This is a genomic window from Globicatella sanguinis, from assembly GCF_002847845.2.
Lineage (GTDB): Bacteria > Bacillota > Bacilli > Lactobacillales > Aerococcaceae > Globicatella > Globicatella sanguinis.
Genome location: NZ_CP126962.1, coordinates 2,050,564 through 2,073,493, shown reverse-complemented (window position 1 = coordinate 2,073,493; position 22,930 = coordinate 2,050,564). Strand labels below are relative to the sequence as shown.

Here is a 22,930-nt window from a genome sequence, read left to right as displayed (position 1 = left end):
AAGTGCTTGGTCTTCTTTTTTGTAACTTAAATTATGAAACGTAATGCTGATACATTTTCTAGAGCGTCTAATAAATTAAGTAATGCCTTTATAAAATATGAATATGAAAATGATTCAAAGATGACAATGGCTCAATTTTAAATTGCGAATTGGCTCAGTTTTAAATTGCGGCTCTTTGTCAAATGGTGTGGGTCACGGAATTTTTGGTCGTTCAACACAATTGTGTTGAAGGCCGTTTTATTCTAATTAAGCGGTTTTCTTTGTCTTTGATTCTTTTTCTTGACTAAAATATAAAGGGCGATAGTCTTGGTTTGTGCAGTTCTTACTTAACAAAATATAGCGTGCTCTTAATCTTAAACGTCTAAAATTAGTATAACCGTGGCCAGTTCGTTTGATTGTTTTAATAATATTATTGGTTGCTTCTAAGTGACCATTTGATAACGTGACGGTTAAAGCATTGGTGATATACTCTTGATAGCGTGTAATCGTGTTAAACGCTGTACGAATCACTTGACGATAGGAATATTTTTTTATTTCTTGAAGTTCATAATGAAACAATTCGACATCATGTGTCATAATGGCATATTTGAAATCATTTATTTTTTCATAGGCATTTCTTAGCCCTATATCAAGCGAAAGGAGATATTCTACCATCATTTTTTCAGTCACTAATCCATCGAACAGGCGATGGGTTTGATAATTCTCAAAATCTAAATCTTCTCGGTTTTTAAGAAGTAATTTCCATAATTTTTTCAGCTTATTATAATCACATTTCGAGGGTTTCTTTTTACATTGATTCATTACTTGAATCCTTAGGTTATTAAGGGCCCTATTGAGTAATTGAATGATATGGAACCGGTCAATCACAATTTTAGCACATGGGAACAGTGTCTTGATCATGCTAATGAAGGGAAGGTTCATGTCCATCGTAATCCATTCAACTTGACGTCGAGCGTCCAATGGGAAACGGAAAAAATGGTTTTTAATATCGGCTTGTTGACGACTATCTAATAAATCTAATATTTGGTGAGTAGAAGCATTGGCATAAATAAAGGACATTTCTGCTTTACATGATTTCGTTGTACGTAGTTCGTCAAATGATAAAGTAGTTGGCAGGGTATTCGTTTGTGGTTTCATCTGCTTTTCCAAGGAATCGAGTACTCTAAAGACCGTACTAATTGATACATAGGTATTTTTAGCAATCAGTGAAGCAGATTGTACGAGTCTCAATTGTTCTTTTACGAGTTGTTTTTGTAAGTTAGAAATCTGACAATTTGGCTCTACTAAGTTCGTTTGTGCCATAAAGGTTTTCTTACACGCTTTACAAATAAAACGTTGTTTTTTTAGTAGAATTAATTTAGGACAGGCAAGAGAACAAGCATATTTTACTTTTACTTGCTTAAAGCCATGCTTCAAAATAGAGTTATTAATATTTTTTTGATGACAGCAGGGGCAAGCCACTGGGTCATAAGAAAGCTTGGCAGATACAGTCTGGTAAAGGACACCGTTCAATGTGATGGGATCTTGATCCAAACATCCTTCAATAAAAGTGATATTAGGGTCTGTTATTTCGAGTACTTTTCTGATATCATCTGAATAGGTCATGTGAGTTCCTCTTTTCTAATAGTTTTGTCGCTAATTAGATTATAATGGAATTCCATGACTTTTTGTATTGATTTAAAAAGGTGTGAATGAACAGAGTCATTTCTATAAATCCACACCAAAAAGTATAGAGCCTAAATTGCAAAGTGGCTCAATCTTAAATTGCGAAATGGCTCAATTATAAATTGCGAAATACACATAGCGAATAATTCATACGATTTGAAAGATAAAATCGTATGAGTGGCTTTGAGCATTAAGCAGATGGATACACAGTTCGTTATGATGTGTCAGTTAAAACGTCTGATTGTCGTTTGAGATTTAGATGCTGGGAATAAAGCAGATAAATTCCATCGATTTATTGGTAATTAATTAAAAGCGCAGTGGTTGAGTGGTCTCAAACGGCGTCTTAATGAGTAAGGTATAAGCATAAAAAATTCAATCTAGTTATTGCTCGATATTTAAAAGCGCAGTGGTTGAGTGGCCTCAAACTGCGTCTTAACGACTTGTCTGAGGCCTACTCAACTGTGCGGGGGTAGGCCAACGAAGCGAAAATTATTCGATTTTCTACTTCTGGTCTACTCCCAACTGTGCGGGGGTGGACAGACGAAGCGAAAATTATTCAATTTTCTACTTCTTGCCCACTCCCTTTTACGCTTATTCAGTAATATTTACTTTCAAATTGAATTAGTCTAAACACATCTCTATTATTTTATAAGAATTTCCTTAAATTGAGTGTTATGATTTGAATTAATTGTCATTTTTCATATGCTAAAAGTAAGGAGATGATAAAAATGCGAAAATTTAGAAAGTATTTAGCATTTAGTATTGTTTTATTTTCGCCCGTTTTGCCGCTGTCGAATGGAATTTTTAGTCAATCAGTTGTAACTGCGCAAGAAACATCGCCCCAAGAACACGCTATGAAAGTCGTCGAAGAATTACAAAGTTATTTTGAAAATGAGGCCTTACCAACAAAAGTATTAACCGCAGAATCCCCTGTCTATCTTTCTGCCGCTACTACAAAAGTTTCCGATACCGAAAACTTTAATATCCTTTATTATGCAGAAAACGAACCGTATGAGGTCAACAATCAAGAACTAAATAATAAAACGCCGATTGCTGCTTTTCAACGTGTCGTTTACGAAGATGAAGCAGCCGCTCAAGAAGCTGTTAATCAAGTGATTGACAATCAAGGCGAAGAAATAGACTTAGGTTATGGTATAACCGGTTATTTAACAGCAGGTATGGGATCTACTTATTTAAATTGGCAAGAAGGCAACTGGAGTTTAGCAATTCAAGCACCCAATCAAGAAGGTGTTTCTTCTCCTGATTTAGCGAAACAAATCGTAGAATATTTAGAAGAAATTGCTTTGCCAGCTCCTGAAGTAGTCGGTCAAATTAAATTAAGAATGAATGACTCATTAACTTATGAAGATAATGTCGCTACATGGCAAGTAGGAAATGTCGTTTACACCGTCTCTCATGCTGATCCTTTCACCCTTATTGAAATGACCGGTTCGATTACTAACCCTACTGAACAAGAATGAGTCCTATAGCTTAAAGGCACACAGAAATAAAAATTTCTGGCGTGCCTTTTTATATTATGCTAAGGTAGCATTTTTGATGTGCCTTTAATTTTGATGCAGTCGGTATTTAGAGGGCCTTTGGCAATACGATGCCGTGATATACTTTATATTTGATTGCAATTTATGAAGTCTATCATAAAATGATAATGAGGTCGCCTCATAATTACTCATAGAACTTTTACCTATCAGTCAATTACCTTTTATATAAAATACTCTTTTTACTGATGCTATTAGTAAAAGAGATAGTAACTATAAATATATTTCAATTGAAAACGGAACCATTTCTTTACAAAATTTTATCCTTTCGTGCTATGATGAAATTAACAGACAAAATAAATTGGTTAACCGCCAACCATTAATACATGAAAGGACGATTCAACATGACTCAATTAGTTACCTATTTAGATGATATTAAGGAAGGAGTTCAGTTTCGAAGCGATTCGTATTTGATGAGTGAAGAACGCATCATTGAATTTGCTAAACAATTCGATCCACAGCCTTTCCATACTGATCCGGTTGCCGCTAAAGATACAATCTTCAAACGATTAGTTGCCTCCGGTTGGCATACTCTTGCAGTCAATATGAAAATGTTAGTCGAAACATTGCCATTAACACCTGGTGCCATGATGGGAGCCGGAGCAGACGTAAAATGGGTGCGCCCTGTCTATCCTGGAGAAAGTATTTATAGTATCTTTACCATGAAAGAAATTAAACGTTCTAAAACAAAACCACAACAAGGAATTTGCTTAATGGAAGCCAAAATTTATAACCAAGATGATGAATTAGTTACCGAGATTATGCATCGAGCTTTTGGCTATTTTAAATCTGAATCTTAATTTGTAAAACCCAACTTAAATAAAAGAGGCTAGAATGCACCTTTCCCTAGTGAAAGGGAATTAACAGAAATTTTTAAAAAAATTTCATAGGCATACCTAACCTCTTTTTTATTTTGGACTGTAAAAAAGTGCCAATAGTCGGCATTAGTAACGGTAAGTAGCAATTCTGTCGTTATTAGCCTTTTCCACGAAACTGTTATGAGTTCTATATATTTTGTCGCATTTAATTTTACAATCTAACCCCATTAGAAAACCAAAACATTTCACGCTATATGTTCATCGAAGAGAACAGCAAACCAATGGACTTACTGCTCAATGTCTAGCCTTAGCTATGTTCTGTTGTTAATCTGATATTTTTATAATTAGTTAGTTTTATTTTAAATCAACATATTTTTATCTTAATTCAATTATTTTTTATTGATATTCGATAAATTATCTGTTATATTTATCTTAGAATTTATCGGGAGGATAGCCTTATGAAAAATAAAACTCGTACACATGAAGACATTAGTATTATCTTAACTAAAATTGCTTTGCTTTTAGCCTTAATTGTTGGCTTTTGGCTGACTTTGGAAGGACCATTCATCGTCCGACAAATTATGTTATTACCAGGTGGCTATTTCGTGGGCAGATTACGCTTTTATTTTCTTTTAATCAGTGGTTATATGGTTGCTGTTATTGGTGTTCTATGTATTTACTATCTTTACAAACTCGTTAATAACATTGGTCATGAAATTGTCTTTGTTGCTGAAAATGTCCGTTATTTACAAATAATTGGTTGGTTAACGCTGTCATTTACTATTATTGCTTTAGCTTGTGGATTCACTTGTTATGATCCGATTCAATATTTAGGATATATGGCTGGTTTTATGTTTTTAATTATTCGAGTCGTGCGCAATATTTTTGGTAAAGCCGTTGAAATGCAAAATGAACTCGATTATACCGTTTAGGAGTGATGACAAGATGATTCAAATAAATTTAGATGTGGTAATGGCTAAACGAAAAATTTCGGCCGGAAATTTAGCAGAACAGATCGATTTAACGCCAGCTAATCTTTCTATATTAAAAAACAATAAAGCTAAGGCGATTCGTTTTTCAACGCTTAATGCCTTATGTCGCGAGTTAAACTGTCAGCCTGGAGATATTCTAGAGTATATTGAAGATACGGAGGAAGCATGATGACCGAGCCTAATCAAACTAAACATTCCTCCTTTTCATCAGACGCTTTTTCTATTAAAGAAGCAACTAAAATGAATCATCATTATTTGGGCAGATTGAAAGAAGCAGTCACTACCTTTCCAGTCATCGGCACAATGAGTTGGTTATTCTATTTTATTGCTTATTATTATGTTATAGCGGTCTTTGAGTCCACTATACACTTCTTTCCTTTTACAGTAATCATTATGGCCTTTACCGAGATGCTCTGCTATCGTCTTCATCGTACTTGGAATCAATTTACAACTAGCTATCGACACGATTTAGTTACTATAATGATGATGATTTTATTACAAGGCCTTGCCCTTTCGCTTTGGGGCTTTCATCCTCAGTTTGAGGCCATGCAAGCATTCGTGATTCATCTATCTTTTGTCTTATATATTGCAATGCGTAGTCAAAACTTAGTAGATCAGCAATTAAACTTATGGGTATTATTTGACTTGATGCGTCATTTTTGGTGGATTCCCTTCCAAAATATTTTAATTCGCCCCATTATTTTATGGTATCATCGCACACATTTACGCTCTGCTAAATTTAATCCATTCAAATGGTTGGCAACAATTATCAGTATTTTGAGTTTGTTTTTTATTTTCTTGTTTGTGATGAATCAGCTAGGTCAATTGTCTCCTACTTTCGCACAGCATAGTGATCAGTTATTAAGTGGTCTATTAAACTTTATTCGTCAACTCAATCAACTGGATAATTTGCTTGTTTATTTGTTTTATTTTATCTTATCTATCCCAATCGGATTATGGCTATCGGGCTTAATATTTGGTTCGCTTTTACACAAACCTAATTCAAAGTTAAAATCCGATTTACTCACGATTAAGACACGCTTGCAAATTTTTCCAAAAGCTAGCGCCCTATTATTGATGAGTATTTTAATTGGCCTATACTGTCTGTTTTTTACGACCGCTTTTTATGATTTAGTCCAATTACTATCTGTTGCAAATATCCAAGCACCGGATGCTGCCAATGTCGCTATTAGTGGGTTTTGGCAATTTATTTATATAACGTTATTGAATTTATTCGTCACTTGGTTCATCCAATGGTTATATGATACTCAATGGGTTAAAACAAAAGCTGTCCAGTACTTGATGCTTGGCTTATATGGAAGTAGTTTGATCTTTGCCAGTCTAGCTGTATGGAAAACACTTGGGGTATATGTACTTCATTTTGGTTGGACACCATTGCGTTTATTATCTGGTTGGTTTGCGGTATTAATGTTTGTCGCTTTGATATTGATTATTATTCAACATTTTATACCTAAATTTAATGCCTATCGTTGGATTATTTTATTAGGCGAACTATCCTTCACTGCTATATGTTATGCTTATCCATTGCTATTGAATGCTAGATGATGATTAATCAAATACCTCTTTCATCTTGGGCCAAATTTCGCTATTAGTAATTAATAAATAATAATGTAGCCTAGACTAAATTTGGTACTCGCTAATTAAAAATAAAGTTCAAAAGCTATCTTAGGAACCTAGTCCTAACTTCGTTCCGATGATACTTTCTGTAATGAACTACAACGCCATTAAAATGGCGTGTTTCTAGAAACACTCATGACTTGTTCTGCTTATTTCAAAGCAAAACAGCGGTCTAAGCTATTTAACTAAGGCCTGTTCCAGGCCAATATTTAATATATTTTTAGCTGCGTTGATATCTCTATCGTGATGCATATTACACTTCGTACAAGTCCAATAACGTATATTTAACGCTTTTTTACCGCTATCATATCCGCAATTGGAACATTTTTGTGACGTCTTGTACGGATTAATCGCTACAAATGTCTTATCGTACATTGCGCACTTTGCCTCTAGGATTGTTCTAAACATCCGCCAGGATTGGTTAGCAATCGAACGAGCTAATTGATGATTTTTCATCATATTAGTCGTCTTTAAGTCCTCTAGGACGATAACGTCATAACTTTTAACCATATCGGTGGTGATTTTATGAATGTAATCCTTACGGATGTTTTTGATACGTTGATGAATACGGGCAACTTGGCGTTTGGCTTGCTGGTAGTTTTTCGCATCCACTAAAGCGACACCGTTCTTTTTGGCTTGTAAACGTCTACGGGCCATTCGCTTTTCCCAATAATGTAATTGTTTCTTATAAGACAAATGCAGTCGCTGACTTTGATATTTTTGACCATCAGACGTAATAGCTAGATCATTTACACCTAAATCGACACCGACTACATTCCCTGTTTTGGGCATTGCTTGATTATCGCTTGTGACCAAAAGAGAGAGATAGTAGTCGCCACTAGGTGTATATTTTACGGTGACAGATTTTATGCGTTCATTCTCAATGTGAAGCACACTTGACTTACATTTTATCCAACCTAACTTGGGTAATTTAATATACCGCTGATTATCATTGAAACGAATGTTGTTGCCACGTATGGTACTTAAATACGACTGTTTGGTGTGCTTCTTTGATTTGAATTTTGGGTATTTTGAATAACCTTTAAAAAACCTAACAAAAGTTTCGGATAAGCGTTTAACACTACATTGAACAGCTACGCTATCAACTTCACGCAACCAGGGATATTCCTTCTTTATTTGCGGAATAAGAGCGGATAACGCATTATAAGACAGCATCTGAAGGTCAGGATTGTTTTCATACCGCGCATTCAACATGGCCAACATTTCGTTCCAAATGAACCGGGTATGACCAAAGGTCATATGAATTAACTGACGCTGTTTCTCGTTAGGATAGATCTTACACTCAATTCCTTGATACATGTTTTCACCCCCCTTGTTTTTATAGTTCTATTATACCATACATATGACACTTGTTTATAGCGATATCAATTCTTATAATGTAAATAAAGAGGTGTTTACGTATGATGGTAAAAACAAGGACAAATGTCTATGATTTTAATTTCCATTTGGTTTGGGTAACAAAGTATCGTAAAGAAATATTTACAACCATTGAAAAACAAAACGCCATGCAAGATATGTTGACCCACATTTGTGATGAACACGATATTGTCATCCAATCGCTGCAAGTTATGCCTGACCATATCCATATGTTGATTTCGTTCCACCCTAAACATGCCGCAAGTAATATCGTCAAGACACTTAAAGGGAAATCTGCCCGTCTATGGTTCAAAGCTTATCCAGAAACAAAGGCAATGTTATGGGGTGGCCATTTATGGACACCTAGTTATTTCATGTTGTATATGTCAACAGTAGGTAGTATGTCTAAAGAAACTGTTAAAAAATATATTGAAAATCAATTAACAGAATACAATGACGGTCGCCCTAGAACTTGATTCATCCATGTAATGAATGACACGGTTTTCTCAAGGGGCGACTTTAAATAAATAAACACCTATTTTACTATAGTTTTGTACTGTCCTCTAAATCTGAACCCGGTTCAAGAGATAGGACATTTCACCACTACGTAATAATAGGTGTTTTTTGATAATTATATATAAATATCTTCCGATAAATATTGTTTAATTAATTGACGTTCAGCTTGATTGAGTTCACGATATTCACCCGGTTTTAACATTTGATCAAGTGAGAATTCGCCAAAGGTTAACCGTACTAGTTCAATTACTTTGACTCCTGCACTTAAAAACATCTTCTTCACTTGATGGTATTTGCCCTCCGAGAGGGTAACTAGCGCTTCACTTTCCGTTGGTGAATGACGTAAAATAATCAATTTTGCAGGTTTGCATAAGGTATCTTGATCGATTATCACCCCTCTAGCAAACAGCGCGACCGTTTCTTCATTAATATCACCATTTACTTTAACTCGATACTGCTTCTCCACATGATGATCCGGATGTAATAGGCGATAACCCAGTGGTCCATTATTCGTCAACAATAATAATCCACTAGTATAACGGTCCAAACGTCCAATAGGATATAGGCCCTCTATTTGATCTTCAGCTCTTAGAAGGTCGATTACCGTCTGCTTCTGGTCATCTTTAACAGCACTAATAACCCCTTTTGGCTTATACATCATATAATATTTTTCTGTTGGACTGACGATTTGTTGACCTTTGACCGTAATTTTTTGTAATTCACTATCAATATTTTGTCTTAGTGAAAGAGCCTGGTAGCCATCAATTAAGATTTGGTGGTCAGCTAACAATCGTTTTCGTTGCTGTTTCGTTAATTGTAATGTTTTGATTAAAAATTTATCTAGTCTCATCTATTTCCTACTTTAATTATTGACACAAAAAGGCAGTGCCAACTCAACCTATTGGTCGTTAAACTGCTCGTTGTAAGGCACTTAAGTCCTTGATTTTTATAATTTTTTATTTAAATTATTGGCTTTGACAGACCGATCATCGTTATTAGCCTCTGGTTTTAATGATTTGGTTTAGCCGAGTTTTTACCGCTATTAGCCTCTGGTTTTAATGATTTGGTTTAGCCGAGTTTTTACCGCTATTAGCCTCTGGTTTTAATGATTTGCTTTAGCCTAAAGGGGTGCGCCATTAACCGCATCAAGCCTATTACTCCTCAATCGGTAAGAAATCCACGATTACTACTTCTGGACGATTATAGAAGCGTGGTATATGATCTAACTTTTGATTTTCTAAGCCACGACTGACAATTAATTTAGTTTGATTGAAATTATATTCGCCGCCAGCATATTTGGGGAATAACCCTTGATGAGGCGCGTACAGTCCATTCATTAGACCCGGTATACGCCATTGTCCACCATGTGCATGACCACTGAAAATAATATCGAAGGGATAAGCTAAATATTCTTCAATTAAATCTGGTCGATGGGCTAATAAAACGTTGACATATGGTCCGGATTGGTGATTGTGCATTGCTTCGAATAAGGCAATATCTGGTGAAAGAAATGTTGGATCATCAATGCCGGTAATTTGTAAGGTGGTCTCATTATAAGTAAATAAACTCGATTCTTGCGCTAGCACTTCAATCCCTTTGGCTTCAATCATTTGTTTTACTTGTTCGCCACGTTTCGTATATGCTTCATGATTGCCTGTTACATAATAGGTTGGGTATTTAGCGACGATTTGATCTAAAAATAATTCCGCATGACTCTGAGGTAAATTTTCATCGACTATGTCGCCGACTAAAAAGACTACATCTGGAAATTCATTGTCAATTAAGGACATCAAGGTTGCTTGATCCTCACCAATTAAATTACTATGCAAGTCGGTAATGACGGCTGCTCTCACACCGTTGTTTACATTCGGATGTTGATATTTATAATGTTTAATGACTAATTTTTGATTGAGACCATTCGCTGTGAATAACGCTAAGCCGATTGTTGAAACAGCTAATCCCATTTTTGTTATAAATTTCATACAGTTCCACCTTCAATAATGGTATAATAAATACTATAAAATATATATTCTAGATAAGAATATCATGTATTTTTCATGTTTACAAATTTTTTACAAATCCTAAATGGAGTGTCTGTCTGGCCTTCGTTATAATGAAGAAGGTTTATAAAAATAAGACGATTTATTTTTAAGTCTTTATGAGGTTAGCAGCTATTACTCACTTTTTTATTATCCAAACTATGGATTTGTAAATGTTATTCAGAAAGGAAGTCCTATATGTATAATGAAAAAATTGGGTTAATTGATATCGGATCAAACACTATCCGTCTGGTCGTTTATGCGATTGACCATCGATTTAACATCACTGAATTGCAAAATATCAAGACCCCCGCAAGACTTTCACAATACTTAGAAAAAAGCAAAAAATCAGTCGTGATGAACCAAATGGGAATTGATTTATTAATCGAAGTATTACAGTCTTTTAAAATTGTGGCTGATAAAGCCGGTGTTGATAAATTATTCCCGGTCGCAACCGCAGCGATTCGGCAATCTGATAACCGTGAGGATATTTTAGCTCAAGTCAAAAAACAAGTGGGTATCGAGGTCACCATTTTATCAGAAGAACAAGAAGCCACTTTCGGTCAATATGCGATTTTGCATTCCGTTGATGTACCAGATGGTATTACCATTGATATCGGGGGTGGCAGTTGTGAAGTGACGCTCTTTAAAAATAAAGAGATGGTGCAATTCCATAGTTTTCCTTTTGGGAACGTCACTTTAAAAGAACAATTCTTCAAAAATAAAAAGCATAATGATCCTAGTGCTATTGAAGCACTACGCAAATATATACGCGATCAATTTAAAAGCATACCTTGGTTGAAAAAAGCCAAACTGCCAATTATCGCGATGAGTGGTTCTGCGCGTAATATTGCCTATGTTCATCAGCGTTTAAATGACTATCCGATTGCGGGAATTCAAGGCTATCATATGACAGAAGCCAATTTGAACCAAACCTTGGATTTATTTATGGCCACCGATTTAGACGATATGGGGAATATTGATGGCCTCAGCAATGACCGGGTCGACATCATCATCCCAGCCAACATTGTCTTTTTAGAATTATTAAATATGGTCAAAGCACCGATTTTCATTTTATCGAATCAGGGACTACGAGAAGGTTTTGTTCTAACTTATATTAATGAGCATTATCACTCTCCTATCGATGCACGCAATAATAAATTAAGAACGGTCCAACAAGTTGCTGATAAGATGAATATTTTACCTGAGGGTAGTATTTTGCGGGTTAATTACGCCATTAAACTTTATCAAGCATTGAGTGAAGCTGGTGTTATTCGCTACGATGACCAACTAAAAAACGAATTAGAATTTGCCAGCTATTTATATCGCTTTGGTTCAATGATCAGTTCAGAAGCTGATTCACAACATACCTTCTATATTATTTCCAATATGGATTTATTAGGCTTCTCGCATCATGATCGCTTACGATTAGCTTTACTAAGTAGTTTCAAGAGCAAATCCATGATGATGCGATACTTACGCGATTTTCCTGATTGGTTAACCGAAGACGAAATCAAAGAACTCTTAATTTTAGGAGGAATCATAAAAGTAAGTGATGCCTTAAATGATTCGCAAACACAACCGATTAAAGATTTAAACTTTATCAAAAAATCCAAAAACAAGTATCAATTAGTCATCTATCATACCGCCCCAGTAGTGGCCGAAGCTTATCGTACCAATCGCCATTTAAAACATTTAAGCCGCGTCTTAGATGGAAATTTAGAACTAAAATTTGTCGAACTTGAATCATAAGTGTTTAGAATTTTATTGAAGTCAACAATACAATTTCCTAGTCGCAACTGGTTAATGACTTAATCATCTGCTCGGTTACTAGTAATTGATTATTGATTGAATCATCCGCTCGGTTACTAACAACTGGTTAATGGTTGTATCATCAACTCGGTTACTAACAACTGGTTAAAGACTGAATCATCCGCTCGGTTACTAGCAACTGGTTATTGATTGAATCATCTCGCTTACTAGCATCTACCAAGATATGATTTTAAAGAATTGCTATCGAAGCTCTAGCACTTTTATTTGTTCGATAAGAAAGGAATTATTATGCCTAAACGTCAAAAAAAATCTGAAAAAATACAAAAACATTCTTTTAAAAAGAACGACTTTATTGTAAAAGATCCTTATGACTCACCTGATTATTATTTTAACCGTGAATTAAGCTGGTTAGACTTTAATAAACGCGTGATTGAAGAAGCCTATGATCAAAATAATCCATTTTTAGAACAATTAAACTTCTTAGCCATTGCCAGTTCAAATGCCGATGAATTTTTCATGATACGAGTGGCTGGTGTCTATGATCAATATAGTGCCAATGTCGAAATTGCAGAAAACAAAACGCAAATGACCCCTTTTGAATTATTGCAGGCAATTCGTAAAAAGAATGCTAAAAATATTGAATTACAATATAATCGTTATCATGAACTGGTTAAAATTTTACCTACTTATGATTATCAAATTAAACGCAGTGCTGAGTTAACACCAGAAGAATTAGTGATAGCGGAGCATCGTTTTAGACAATTAATTTTACCGACATTGTCCCCTATTGGAATTGATGCTTATCGACCATTTCCGCATTTAAGTAACAAAGCGATTAATATTTTAGTTAGCTTACAAAATGAAAAAGGCAATCAAATGACTGCCATTGTACCGATTCCTAATCTTGTCGACCGTTATATCACGATTGAAAATACCAGTACCAAAACATTGGTTTTCACTGAAGATTTAATTGTCCATTTTATCGATGAATTATTTAAAGGCTATCATGTGAATTTCTCATTACCTTTTAGAATTACACGTGATGCTGACTTTGATATTCGTGAAGAAGGAGCTTTAGACTTAATAATTGAGATTGAAGATTCCTTGAAAAAGCGTAAAAATGGAGAAGCCGTGCGAATTGAAGTCGATACCTCTATTTCAAAAGTCTATGAATCCCATCATTTAGATGTCTTAATGGATATTTTACAATTAGAAGATTTTGACTTATATCAAATTGCGGGTCCATTGGATTTAACCTTCTTATTTAAATTACATGATCAAGTGGGTGCCGACCATCCAGAAGCCTTATATCCACCATTTGAGCCATTTTTAAATCCTGAACATACAGGTGAAAAATTATTTGATGCGATTCGTGAAAAAGACTTGTTCTTTAACCACCCATATGACTCATTCAAGCCCATTGTTTCCTTAATCGAAACAGCTGCCAATGACGAAAAAACAATCGCCATTAAACAAACCTTATACCGTGTTTCTAAACACTCACCGATTATCGCGGCCTTAAAACAAGCTGCCGAACGTGGTAAAGAAGTTACCGTCTTAGTAGAATTAAAGGCGCGCTTTGACGAAGAAAACAATGTCTTTTGGGCGCGCGAACTAGAAGAAGCGGGTTGCCATGTCTTATATGGTGTGTCAGAATTAAAAACTCATAGTAAAATCACCTTAGTCATCCGCCGTGAAGAAGATAAAATTCAACGCTATGTCCATTTAGGGACTGGTAACTACAATGATAAAACCGCTCGTATTTATACGGATATGGGAATTTTAACCTGTCATGAAGAAATAACCGAAGATGCGTCTAAATTCTTTAACCACTTAAGTGGCTTTACTGAAAGACCGCATTATAAACACTTACATGTGTCCCCCTTTGAAATTCGTGACTCGTTAATTGATTATATCGATGAAGAAATTGCCTACCAAAATCAATTTGGTAATGGACGCATTGTTGCTAAAATGAACTCCTTAACCGATAAAGCAATCATTAAGAAGTTTTATCAAGCAAGTCAAGCGGGAGTAAAAATTGAATTAATTATCCGAGGTATCTGCTGCTTAAAACCTGGTGTAGAAGGCATTTCAGAAAATATTCATGTCAGAAGTATCGTCGGACGCTTTTTAGAACACTCTAGAATTTACTTCTTTAATCGAAATGGTGCGCATCATTTATTCCTATCATCAGCCGATATGATGACGCGTAACATGGTTCGTCGTGTCGAAATTGAGTTTCCTATTTTATCAACAGAGATTGAAAAACAAATTATCGACATCTTAGACTATCAATTAGCTGACACTATGAAAGCCCGTGAACTTCAAGTTGATGGCACCTATACCCGACCCGATCGGACAATGGTTCAAAACAATTCTCAAACCCAATTAATGCGACTAGCTGAAAGCAAGCGTGAAGCACTAGTGCCAACAGTCTCAGTGGTTGAAAGCAAACCAAGTTTAAGTTGGTGGCAACGTTTAGTTGCATGGTTCAAATAAAATTAATTATCTTATTGTTCTTATTGATCAGTAATAGCACTGGAAGTGGAAAAAAAGTAGAAAATCGGCTCTTTGTCAAATGGTGTGGGTGAACAGAGTCATTTCTGTTCACCTACACCAAAAAGTAGAGAGCCATAATTTTACATTCATTACAAAAACACCTTACTCGTTCATCGTTGAGTAAGGTGTTATTGCTATTGTTTTATAACTTTATCCTTCAATATTTAATTTTGCGAATAAGTCTTCAAAATAAGCTTCGGTCTCAGGACGGTCCGCAATGTCGGTATTTTCATATCCATAGTCACTGGTCTGTGTGCCTTCGATTTTCTTAATCCAGTAAGCCGCAAAACCTTGAGCAAACGATTCTGATGGTTCATGATAATAAGAACCTTCTTCTTCCCACTCTGCTTGATGGACACTCATCCATTCATCAGAATCTGAGAAACTCTTATATTCTTCTAAAGCCGGATCTTTATAAACACGAGAAGAATAATCAATAATATGCCCCATTTCATGATAAATGATGACCGGTTCAATTTCATATTCTTCCGAGAAGTGAATTTCTCTTGCTGGATACGCCATCGCACTTAAGTCAAAGTCACCCACATCGATAATATTATTAATATCCGTATGCGTCATATAACCAAAACGTGCTAAACGTTGTTGGAAATCTAACGGTAATTTATGGAAAGCTTCTACTATAATACTTTCTCTTTCATCCAGTTCAGCTGACTCTTCCACCCCTTCAAAGTATTCAAAGTATGGGGCTTTCTCTTCGCTGACTGACATATCATAACGTTCCACTAATAAATTATAAGTGTCGTACATCTCATCTAGTATCTCTTGAATCCGTGGATTAGATGGATCTTCTTCTTGTAAAATTTCCGCACGACGAACATCTGCATAGGCATCCGCAATTATCTGTGGGGAAAAGTTTTTCGTATAATGATACATCTCATAAATATCATCCGTATAATGATTCAGGTAAGAGCCATGCAATTTAAAATTAATATCTTGATACTGCGCTTCGACTAATTCTTCTAAACTAAAAGTATCTAATAAATCGGTGGAAGCCACAGCTGGCGAAACAATTTGCATATCACCATTATCATAAATTAAGTACAACCAAGCAAAGGTTGACAAGTCACGATAACTTTTGGCTCCTGTAATTTCATTCACATATTCAAAATTACTTCCTGGATTAGATAGATACAAAGCATCATCTACCGAAGCAAATAAAGTGTCTTCATTCAAAATAATCCGATCATGAATACTCTCACCCTCGCCGATTTCAAATTCTACTTGGGGATATATTGATTCATAGAGATCAAATTGTTGTCCATTAACTTCAAAAGACGTTTCATCAACTGTTGCGGTTTCAGCATTTACGACGTTTAAGGCAGGGGCATGTAAACTGACTGCTGTCATTGCCGCTAACCATAGTTTGGCCCATTTTCTCATTGGTCTCATCCTCCCAAATTTTGTTTGCTTAATCTATTTACTACACCTTAATCTTAAAGTAAAACTGCTTTCAAATGCAAAGAAAAGTGCTTAGGATAAGTTTTATTTATTAAAATTTTAAATAATTCCGCGACAAAGAAAACCCCTATTAAATCAATATTTTAACAGGGTTACCACATCATATTTTAGTTAATTTGAATCGAACGAGAGTTTCTTTTTAATGCGTTGAACATTTTAAAAGATTCGCAATAAACTTAAGTATTGATTGATTATTTTATCAATAAATTGTGCCCACTCCATTAGTAGTCTTTTAATTTCTTAGTAGCCAATTCAATCATCCGAATGGCAGTTTGATAATGTCCAGTAATAACATTATAGATGCCATCTTCTGATAGAACCAAGCGGTCTAAATCATCAGGAAATTTTCCTTGTTGATGCATTTCCACATCATGATGAAATTCTTCGCTACCATAATAAGTTCGTAATTTTACAAGATTTGAATGAGTCTCTTCAATCTGGTCCAATAACTGATTCAGTTCATGGACTAAGACAGTTTGATTTTCCAATATGCCTTCCATCGCCATTATTCGGTTAATCTCTTGCCGCATCCCGATTCCTTCTTTCCTATTTTACAAAACGACCTATCCCACTTTAGTATAGGATAACTCTTTCAAAGTTGCGAATAATAAACATTAGAAATTTTGGTACATATTATAGGCCCGCTTTTAATTAATAGAACAATGCAGATTTTATCCAAACAAATAGAGTTGTAGGAAATAAAGTAACAACAAGTGTAAGGGATAAAAGCTATACCCTATCCATTTATTTAAATGACCCCTTTGCCCATTATAAAAAGCACATAATAGAAAACCCAAGCTAGCGAATAATGAATCACCGTTTATAAATATCCCCACTAGTAGACCATATATTGGACGATCATGAAAATAATAGAGTGCTACAATCGTTAAAATTGCGGTGTAACCATAATCTACTAACCCCAAATATGCGACTAAACAACCTGCTAAGACAATCACCGCAGCTAATAGTGTGTAAGGCCATTGTCGCTTACTCAAACAGTATTCAAACCCCATTAGGACAATTACTGCCACGCTAAAGGTCCACAAAATATTTTGATAATATGGAAACTGCCAAGATCCTGATATTAGCAAGTTAAAGGGAATTTCCGTAATAAGAGCAAATCCTAACAAATTCATCAAATATCGCTTGCGATTACGGGTGTGAACAAAGCCTTCGACTAATAAAAAACAAAAAATCGGATAGGCAATTCTCCCCAAAATCAACATCAATTCTATTCCTAAACTAATTCGGGAAATTTGTGTATATTGAAATAGGACCATCTTGACGAAATGGTCCACTAACATCGTAATCATCGCAATGATTTTCAATTGGGCCCCATTTAATATTTTTGAATTGATAATATTCCCTCCTTTAATAGCTCGTTTTCGTTATGCTTATTATACCTATTCCACAACAACAATTCGAGTTTGATTGACGGATAATGACGAAATTTTCTCAAATTAGTGTAGATTTTCACTTTACAATCCGTTCATGTTTGTTATAATAGTTAACGATAAATCTTTAAACCTATCCGAGAGGTAGGAAAGATAGAGAATACGTTTTTTTAGCTTGCTAGAAAATTATGCGATCTCTATCCAGAGATTTAATTAATTTTATAGGAGGCTTTTTTGTTATGCAAAATATTGCGAAGCATCAAGACGTTGCGGCGACACCCACACAGATAAATGGGGATGCACAGGCAGTTAACACTCAAGATGAGGAATATGCCCTCTCAAAGGTAAACGGAAATTATAAAAATTTCTGGCAAATGTTAGTGGTGATGGTTGGTTTTACTTATTTCTCCCCTTCCATGTTGGCGGGCGGACAATTAGGTTTAGGGCTTAATTTTACTAACTTTGTGATCGCTATTTTATTAGGGAATCTCTTCTTAGCAGCCTATACCGGGGTTCTCGCTCATATCGGACAAACCACTCGTATGAATTTTGACTTATTGTCTAAAAAAGCATTTGGTCATACTGGTTCAAAATTACCCTCTTTATTAGTGGGATTAACCCAAATGGGTTGGTTCGGTGTAGGTATAGCCATGTTCGCAATTCCAGTGGCAAAATTATATGGCATCAACACTTATCTATTAGTATTAATCTTAGGTGCGATGATGACCTTAACTTCAGTAAAAGGGATTAAAGCTTTATCCGTTTTCGGTTCAATTGCGGTGCCATTAATTACGGTTTTAGGTTTCTACTCAATGTATCGTTCAATCAGTGATGTGGGCGGCGTTGGCCATTTATTTTCCGAAACACCGGGTCAGCCGATTACGTTAACCGCGGCCTTAAGTATCGTCATTGGTAACTTTATTAGTGGTGGGACCTCTACACCAAATTTTACCCGCTTTGCTAATAATCGAATGAACGCCATTATTTCCACTGTGATTGCTTTCTTTATCGGCAATATCTTAATGTTTAGTTTTGGTGCTACTGGTGCCGCTGCTTTTAATATGCCCGATATCTTTGATGTGTTAATTTTTCAAGGTTTAACGATTCCAGCTATTTTATCTTTAGGATTTAATATTTGGTCAACCAATAACAACGCCTTGTACACTTCAGGCCTATCCATTTCGAATGTCACCAAATTACCAATGAAATGGATGACTTTATCAGCTGGAACCATCGCAACGTTACTAGCCATCTTCTTATACGACAACTTTGTGTCTTACTTAAGCTTATTAGGCTCGATGATTCCACCTGTTGGTGCGGTCATTATTATTGACTACTTTATGAGTAAAGATCAATATCAAGAAGTTGAGACTGCTAGAGAATGGAATTGGAATGCGATTATTGCAGTGATTGTCGGTATCGCCTTAGGATTAATCATCCAAGTGGGGATTACACCGATTAATAGTTTAATTGTCGCAAGTGTTGTTTATATCGTCTTATCAAAAGTAAAGGGGTAATCTATTATGTTAATCAAAAACGTTCATATCGAAAACCAAGAAACTGCTACTGACATCCGTATCGTTGATGGTATCATTACTGTAATAAGTGATCATTTGCATGCTGGTGACAATGAAGAAGTGATTGATGCAACAGGAAAACTTGCTTTACCTCCCTTTATCGAACCACATATTCATTTAGATTCTGTTTTAACCGCCGGTGAACCAAAATGGAATGAGTCCGGTACCCTATTTGAAGGGATTGAGACTTGGGCTTTACGCAAAGAAAGTCTCACTTATGACGATGTAAAAGAACGTGCTGGACGTGCGATTCGTAAACAAGCTGCAAATGGTATTCAATTTGTCAGAACTCATGTTGATACGACGGACCCTAATTTAACTGCCTTAAAAGCATTAATCGATCTGCGTGAAGAAGTGAAAGACTTTATTGAAATTCAAATTGTAGCCTTCCCACAAGAAGGTATACTAAGTTTCAAAAATGGCTTTGAATTATTAGAAGAAGCTTTAAAATTAGGTGCTGACGTAGTGGGTGCCATTCCTCATTATGAATTTACTCGTGAGTACAGCGTTGCTTCACTTAAAATGATGATGCAATTAGCACAAAAATACAATGTCTTAGTTGACGTACATTGTGATGAAATCGACGACGAAGCTTCACGCGGCTTAGAAGTATTAGCTACTCTCGCTTTAGAAACAGGCATGAAAGGACGAGTAACAGCTTCGCATACCACCGCGATGCATTCTTATAATAATGCCTATGTTGCGAAATTAATGCGTTTATTACGTCTTTCTGAAATCAACTTTATCGCCAATCCACTCGTAAATACGCATCTACAAGGGCGAATTGATACTTATCCAAAACGTCGTGGCATGACGCGAGTCAAAGAATTACTAGCCAACGGTAATAATGTTGCTTTTGGTCATGACGACTTATTCGATCCTTGGTACCCATTAGGTGATGGTAATATGTTAGAAGTCATTCATATGGGATTACATATTGGTCATATGATGGGCTATCAAGAGATTATGGACTCCTATCGCTTTGTAACTCATAATGCTGCTCGCTGTTTAAATATTACCGACCGTTACGGAATTGAGGAAGGTAAACCGGCTAACTTAATTATTATGAATCACAATAATTTCTATAATGTTTTAAATGAACGTAGCGAAGTCTTATATAATATCCACGAAGGTAAAATTATTGCGCAAACTCAGCCAAAAGTAAAAGAGGTTCTATTCTAACTCTTATTTGTCATATTAAACTAAAATAAATACACACACCTCAAATAGAGTGAGTGCTACCTACCATCATTGGATAGGTAATCGCAACTCACTCTATATTATTTATATTTATTTCTATTCGTTTTGTATTTCGAACTACGTTGGGGGTAGGGGTATTACCTGTTCGATTGAAATAGTCGGTTCACTTTTTAACATTAAAAATCATTTATGCTAAAACACTGTGATTTTAGATTATTTGGATGAGAACTGTTTATTATAAAAATGCGTTTTACGAAAGTTACTTATCAAAATCATTAAACATCATTAACAAGATTATCCAAATTTATGAGAGAATTTTCTCAATATTACTCGACATATAATGATACAAAACTTTTTCTGTATCCGATAATCGATTAAAATCTATCTTTCCAAAAAAAGACATTGCAATTTCCTCTCCTATCCTATATCTCACACGCTAGAATGATTTCTAATATTGTGAGATTTATTTCATTTTCTTCTTATTTGAGGTGTTTCAAATCATTTTCATTTAATGTTGCGATTAATTCCTCATGATATTTTTGCGTAGTGGCCTCATCCCAATCATAATAGTCACGCATGGTTTGTAATACCGGTTCGACCATTTGATTAACTTGCTCACGCATAAATAAAATATAATTAGTACGACGTAATAAATAGTCCACTGGCGTTAACGCTAATTCTTCTTCCATTGAATATTGTAAAGAAATCCAATCTTTTAGTGATAATTTGTGGCCAAATGGATATTTGTTCGTTAAGTTAAAGACTTTAGGTACGTTTGATCCGTATAAGTTAGCTAAATAACGGGCATCTTCTCTTGATAAACCACGTCTAACTCCTAATTCTGCTAAAGTTTCTAACTCTTCATCGACATTCGCTGGGTTAAATTCTCCCCCTGATACCGGATAGGTCTTCGAGTTAATCATTCTAAAATGTAAATGGTGTTGCTCTGATAAGATATCTAATATCTTTAATAAGGCTCCTTCTGCCATTTTACGGTAGTCGGTAATTTTACCTCCCGCTAAGGTTAATAAACCATTTGGATCTATTTCTAAACTTGACCCTCTAGAGACTGCTGAAGGGTCTAATGTTTTCTCTGAGACAGAGCCTTCTAAGGAACCCACTGCAGACTCAACAGCTGCACGATTTGCTTCGCCATCTAAATAGGCTTTAACCGTGTCGATTAAATGATTAAATGATTCGTCAGAAACTTTACCAGAGTTCCCTCCTTTATAATCAGAGGCTGCATTGCCTGAAATTAATGGTCGTAAGCCAGCCCATGAAGATTCTATATCACTCAAGGTGACATTGGCTTTAGGGTAACGACGGTTTACGATACGTAAGAGGTAATCCACATCTTCTTGGGTGACTCGTGGATGAGCTAAATCACCATTATAATCCGTATCGGTAGTACCAAAGTAGGTTTTATTTTCTCGTGGTAACACAAAAACCATACGTCCATCACCTTCGCCACTATCAAAATAAGTAGGTTGTGACACTTTAATGACACTTTCATCTACCACTAAATGAACCCCTTTAGTAGGACGCATAATCGCTGTTTGATGTTGCTCATCTAATTGACGGATAGTATCAGACCATGGTCCCGTCGTATTAATCACCACTCGTGCTTTAATCTCAAACGTCGTGTCATTCAATAAATCTTCAGCTTCTACACCGATGACTTGCCCTTCGTCATCAAATAATAAGCCGACTGCTTTTACACGACTGGCGATAAAAGCCCCATCTTGTGACGCTCGCTTAATATTTTCAATCACTAAACGCGCATCATTATTACGATAGTCTAGATACACCCCACCGGCTACTAAGCCTTCTGGACTTAAATCGGGTTCACGTTCTAAGACTTCGGCTTTAGTTAACATTTTATTGGCTAAAGGTGTGTTATTCACCCCTGCTAATAAATCATATAAATCCATCGCTACTTTTAAGCGGAATTGACTAAAAGTAGCTCCCGGTTCATCATAAACCGGCAGTAACATGGAATCAGCTTTAGGAATATGAGGAGCGATTTGTTGTACTACCGCACGTTCGGATACAGTGTCCGATACGACTTCGACGTCAAATTGTTTTAAATAACGTAAGCCACCATGAACTAATTTGGTTGATCGCGAAGAAGTCCCTTCAGCAAAGTCTTGCATTTCAATTAGACCAGTTTGTAATCCTGAAGCGGCTGCTTGTAATGCCACACCCGCCCCGGTGATGCCTCCTCCAATAATCAATAAATCCAAGGTTTGTTCTTGCATTTTCGCAATGGATTGTCTTCTTGATTCAAAAGATAATTTCATAACTTGCTTCCTTTCTACTATTTATTTGTGAAATCAATTAAAGGTGA

Annotated in this window: 18 protein-coding genes and 1 pseudogene; 10 read left to right on the top strand and 9 right to left on the bottom strand. The window is 35.7% G+C overall.

The genetic code is table 11. The features are described from left to right. Window positions 1-246: 246 nt before the first annotated feature. Window positions 247-1,605 (bottom strand): ISL3 family transposase, encoded by a 1,359-nt coding sequence (locus tag CYJ72_RS09220; RefSeq protein WP_284628746.1) that lies wholly within the window; start codon window positions 1,603-1,605, stop codon window positions 247-249. 788 nt (window positions 1,606-2,393) lie between these two features. Here CYJ72_RS09220 and CYJ72_RS09215 point away from each other — a divergent pair. The 5 genes from CYJ72_RS09215 (at window position 2,394) to CYJ72_RS09195 (ending at window position 6,597) form a co-directional block, all read left to right on the top strand. Beyond that, entirely contained in the window at window positions 2,394-3,146 is a 753-nt protein-coding gene (locus tag CYJ72_RS09215; RefSeq protein WP_284629504.1) for a hypothetical protein, read from the top strand. 419 nt (window positions 3,147-3,565) lie between these two features. Then, window positions 3,566-4,021, top strand: coding sequence for a MaoC/PaaZ C-terminal domain-containing protein (locus tag CYJ72_RS09210; RefSeq protein ID WP_066126884.1), 456 nt, complete (start codon window positions 3,566-3,568; stop codon window positions 4,019-4,021). 476 nt (window positions 4,022-4,497) lie between these two features. Beyond that, window positions 4,498-4,971 carry a DUF2975 domain-containing protein gene (locus CYJ72_RS09205; RefSeq protein WP_066126886.1) on the top strand — a complete coding sequence of 158 codons (474 nt, stop codon included), beginning with the start codon at window positions 4,498-4,500 and terminating at the stop codon, window positions 4,969-4,971. 13 nt (window positions 4,972-4,984) lie between these two features. Further along, the gene (locus tag CYJ72_RS09200; RefSeq protein WP_066126888.1) at window positions 4,985-5,200 is read left to right on the top strand and encodes a helix-turn-helix domain-containing protein; all 216 of its coding nucleotides are present in this window, start codon (window positions 4,985-4,987) and stop codon (window positions 5,198-5,200) included. Then, on the top strand, window positions 5,200-6,597 hold the full coding sequence (locus CYJ72_RS09195; RefSeq protein WP_066126890.1) for a DUF4153 domain-containing protein: 1,398 nt from the start codon (window positions 5,200-5,202) through the stop codon (window positions 6,595-6,597). Before CYJ72_RS09200 ends, CYJ72_RS09195 begins: the two co-directional genes overlap by 1 nt. Before the next feature lie 249 nt (window positions 6,598-6,846). Here CYJ72_RS09195 and CYJ72_RS09190 read toward each other — a convergent pair whose 3' ends face one another. Further along, a complete protein-coding gene (locus CYJ72_RS09190; RefSeq protein WP_284629498.1) occupies window positions 6,847-7,989 on the bottom strand; it encodes an RNA-guided endonuclease TnpB family protein in 1,143 nt (380 codons plus the stop codon). 83 nt (window positions 7,990-8,072) lie between these two features. On the opposite strand from CYJ72_RS09190, the gene tnpA reads away from it, so the two are divergent. Then, on the top strand, window positions 8,073-8,522 hold the full coding sequence (gene tnpA, locus CYJ72_RS09185) for an IS200/IS605 family transposase (RefSeq protein ID WP_431606508.1): 450 nt from the start codon (window positions 8,073-8,075) through the stop codon (window positions 8,520-8,522). A 155-nt stretch (window positions 8,523-8,677) separates the two neighbouring features. Here the strand turns inward: tnpA and CYJ72_RS09180 are convergent, their stop codons facing one another. After that, entirely contained in the window at window positions 8,678-9,412 is a 735-nt protein-coding gene (locus CYJ72_RS09180; protein WP_284629494.1) for a pseudouridine synthase, read from the bottom strand. A 304-nt stretch (window positions 9,413-9,716) separates the two neighbouring features. Further along, window positions 9,717-10,544 (bottom strand): metallophosphoesterase, encoded by an 828-nt coding sequence (locus CYJ72_RS09175; protein WP_284629492.1) that lies wholly within the window; start codon window positions 10,542-10,544, stop codon window positions 9,717-9,719. A gap of 255 nt (window positions 10,545-10,799) precedes the next feature. On the opposite strand from CYJ72_RS09175, the gene CYJ72_RS09170 reads away from it, so the two are divergent. Together CYJ72_RS09170 and CYJ72_RS09165 are read left to right on the top strand one after the other, a co-directional pair. Next, the gene (locus CYJ72_RS09170; RefSeq protein ID WP_066126767.1) at window positions 10,800-12,353 is read left to right on the top strand and encodes a Ppx/GppA family phosphatase; all 1,554 of its coding nucleotides are present in this window, start codon (window positions 10,800-10,802) and stop codon (window positions 12,351-12,353) included. A 309-nt stretch (window positions 12,354-12,662) separates the two neighbouring features. Further along, a complete protein-coding gene (locus CYJ72_RS09165; RefSeq protein WP_284629490.1) occupies window positions 12,663-14,873 on the top strand; it encodes an RNA degradosome polyphosphate kinase in 2,211 nt (736 codons plus the stop codon). A gap of 210 nt (window positions 14,874-15,083) precedes the next feature. Here the strand turns inward: CYJ72_RS09165 and CYJ72_RS09160 are convergent, their stop codons facing one another. The 3 genes from CYJ72_RS09160 to CYJ72_RS09150 all read right to left on the bottom strand — a co-directional run bounded on the left by CYJ72_RS09160 (window position 15,084) and on the right by CYJ72_RS09150 (window position 17,740). Continuing rightward, a complete protein-coding gene (locus CYJ72_RS09160) occupies window positions 15,084-16,334 on the bottom strand; it encodes a hypothetical protein (RefSeq protein ID WP_284629488.1) in 1,251 nt (416 codons plus the stop codon). A gap of 299 nt (window positions 16,335-16,633) precedes the next feature. Next, window positions 16,634-16,942, bottom strand: a complete 309-nt coding sequence (locus tag CYJ72_RS09155; protein WP_284629487.1) for a DUF4298 domain-containing protein — start codon at window positions 16,940-16,942, stop codon at window positions 16,634-16,636. Between the two features lie 141 nt (window positions 16,943-17,083). After that, window positions 17,084-17,740, bottom strand: coding sequence for a TraX family protein (locus CYJ72_RS09150; RefSeq protein ID WP_284629485.1), 657 nt, complete (start codon window positions 17,738-17,740; stop codon window positions 17,084-17,086). A gap of 305 nt (window positions 17,741-18,045) precedes the next feature. Between CYJ72_RS09150 and codB the strand changes: the two genes are divergently transcribed. Together codB and codA are read left to right on the top strand one after the other, a co-directional pair. After that, window positions 18,046-19,323, top strand: a complete 1,278-nt coding sequence (codB, locus tag CYJ72_RS09145; RefSeq protein WP_284629483.1) for a cytosine permease — start codon at window positions 18,046-18,048, stop codon at window positions 19,321-19,323. 6 nt (window positions 19,324-19,329) lie between these two features. Beyond that, on the top strand, window positions 19,330-20,565 hold the full coding sequence (codA, locus tag CYJ72_RS09140) for a cytosine deaminase (protein WP_284629481.1): 1,236 nt from the start codon (window positions 19,330-19,332) through the stop codon (window positions 20,563-20,565). A gap of 331 nt (window positions 20,566-20,896) precedes the next feature. On the opposite strand, the pseudogene CYJ72_RS11600 reads toward codA, so the two are convergent. Together CYJ72_RS11600 and glpO are read right to left on the bottom strand one after the other, a co-directional pair. Next, window positions 20,897-20,986, bottom strand: a pseudogene (locus tag CYJ72_RS11600) (MurR/RpiR family transcriptional regulator); the annotation flags it as partial. Window positions 20,987-21,062: 76 nt separating this feature from the next. Beyond that, window positions 21,063-22,883: a type 1 glycerol-3-phosphate oxidase gene (gene glpO, locus CYJ72_RS09135; RefSeq protein ID WP_284629479.1), complete on the bottom strand. Its 1,821-nt coding sequence runs from the start codon at window positions 22,881-22,883 to the stop codon at window positions 21,063-21,065. Between the last annotated feature and the right edge of the window lie 47 nt (window positions 22,884-22,930).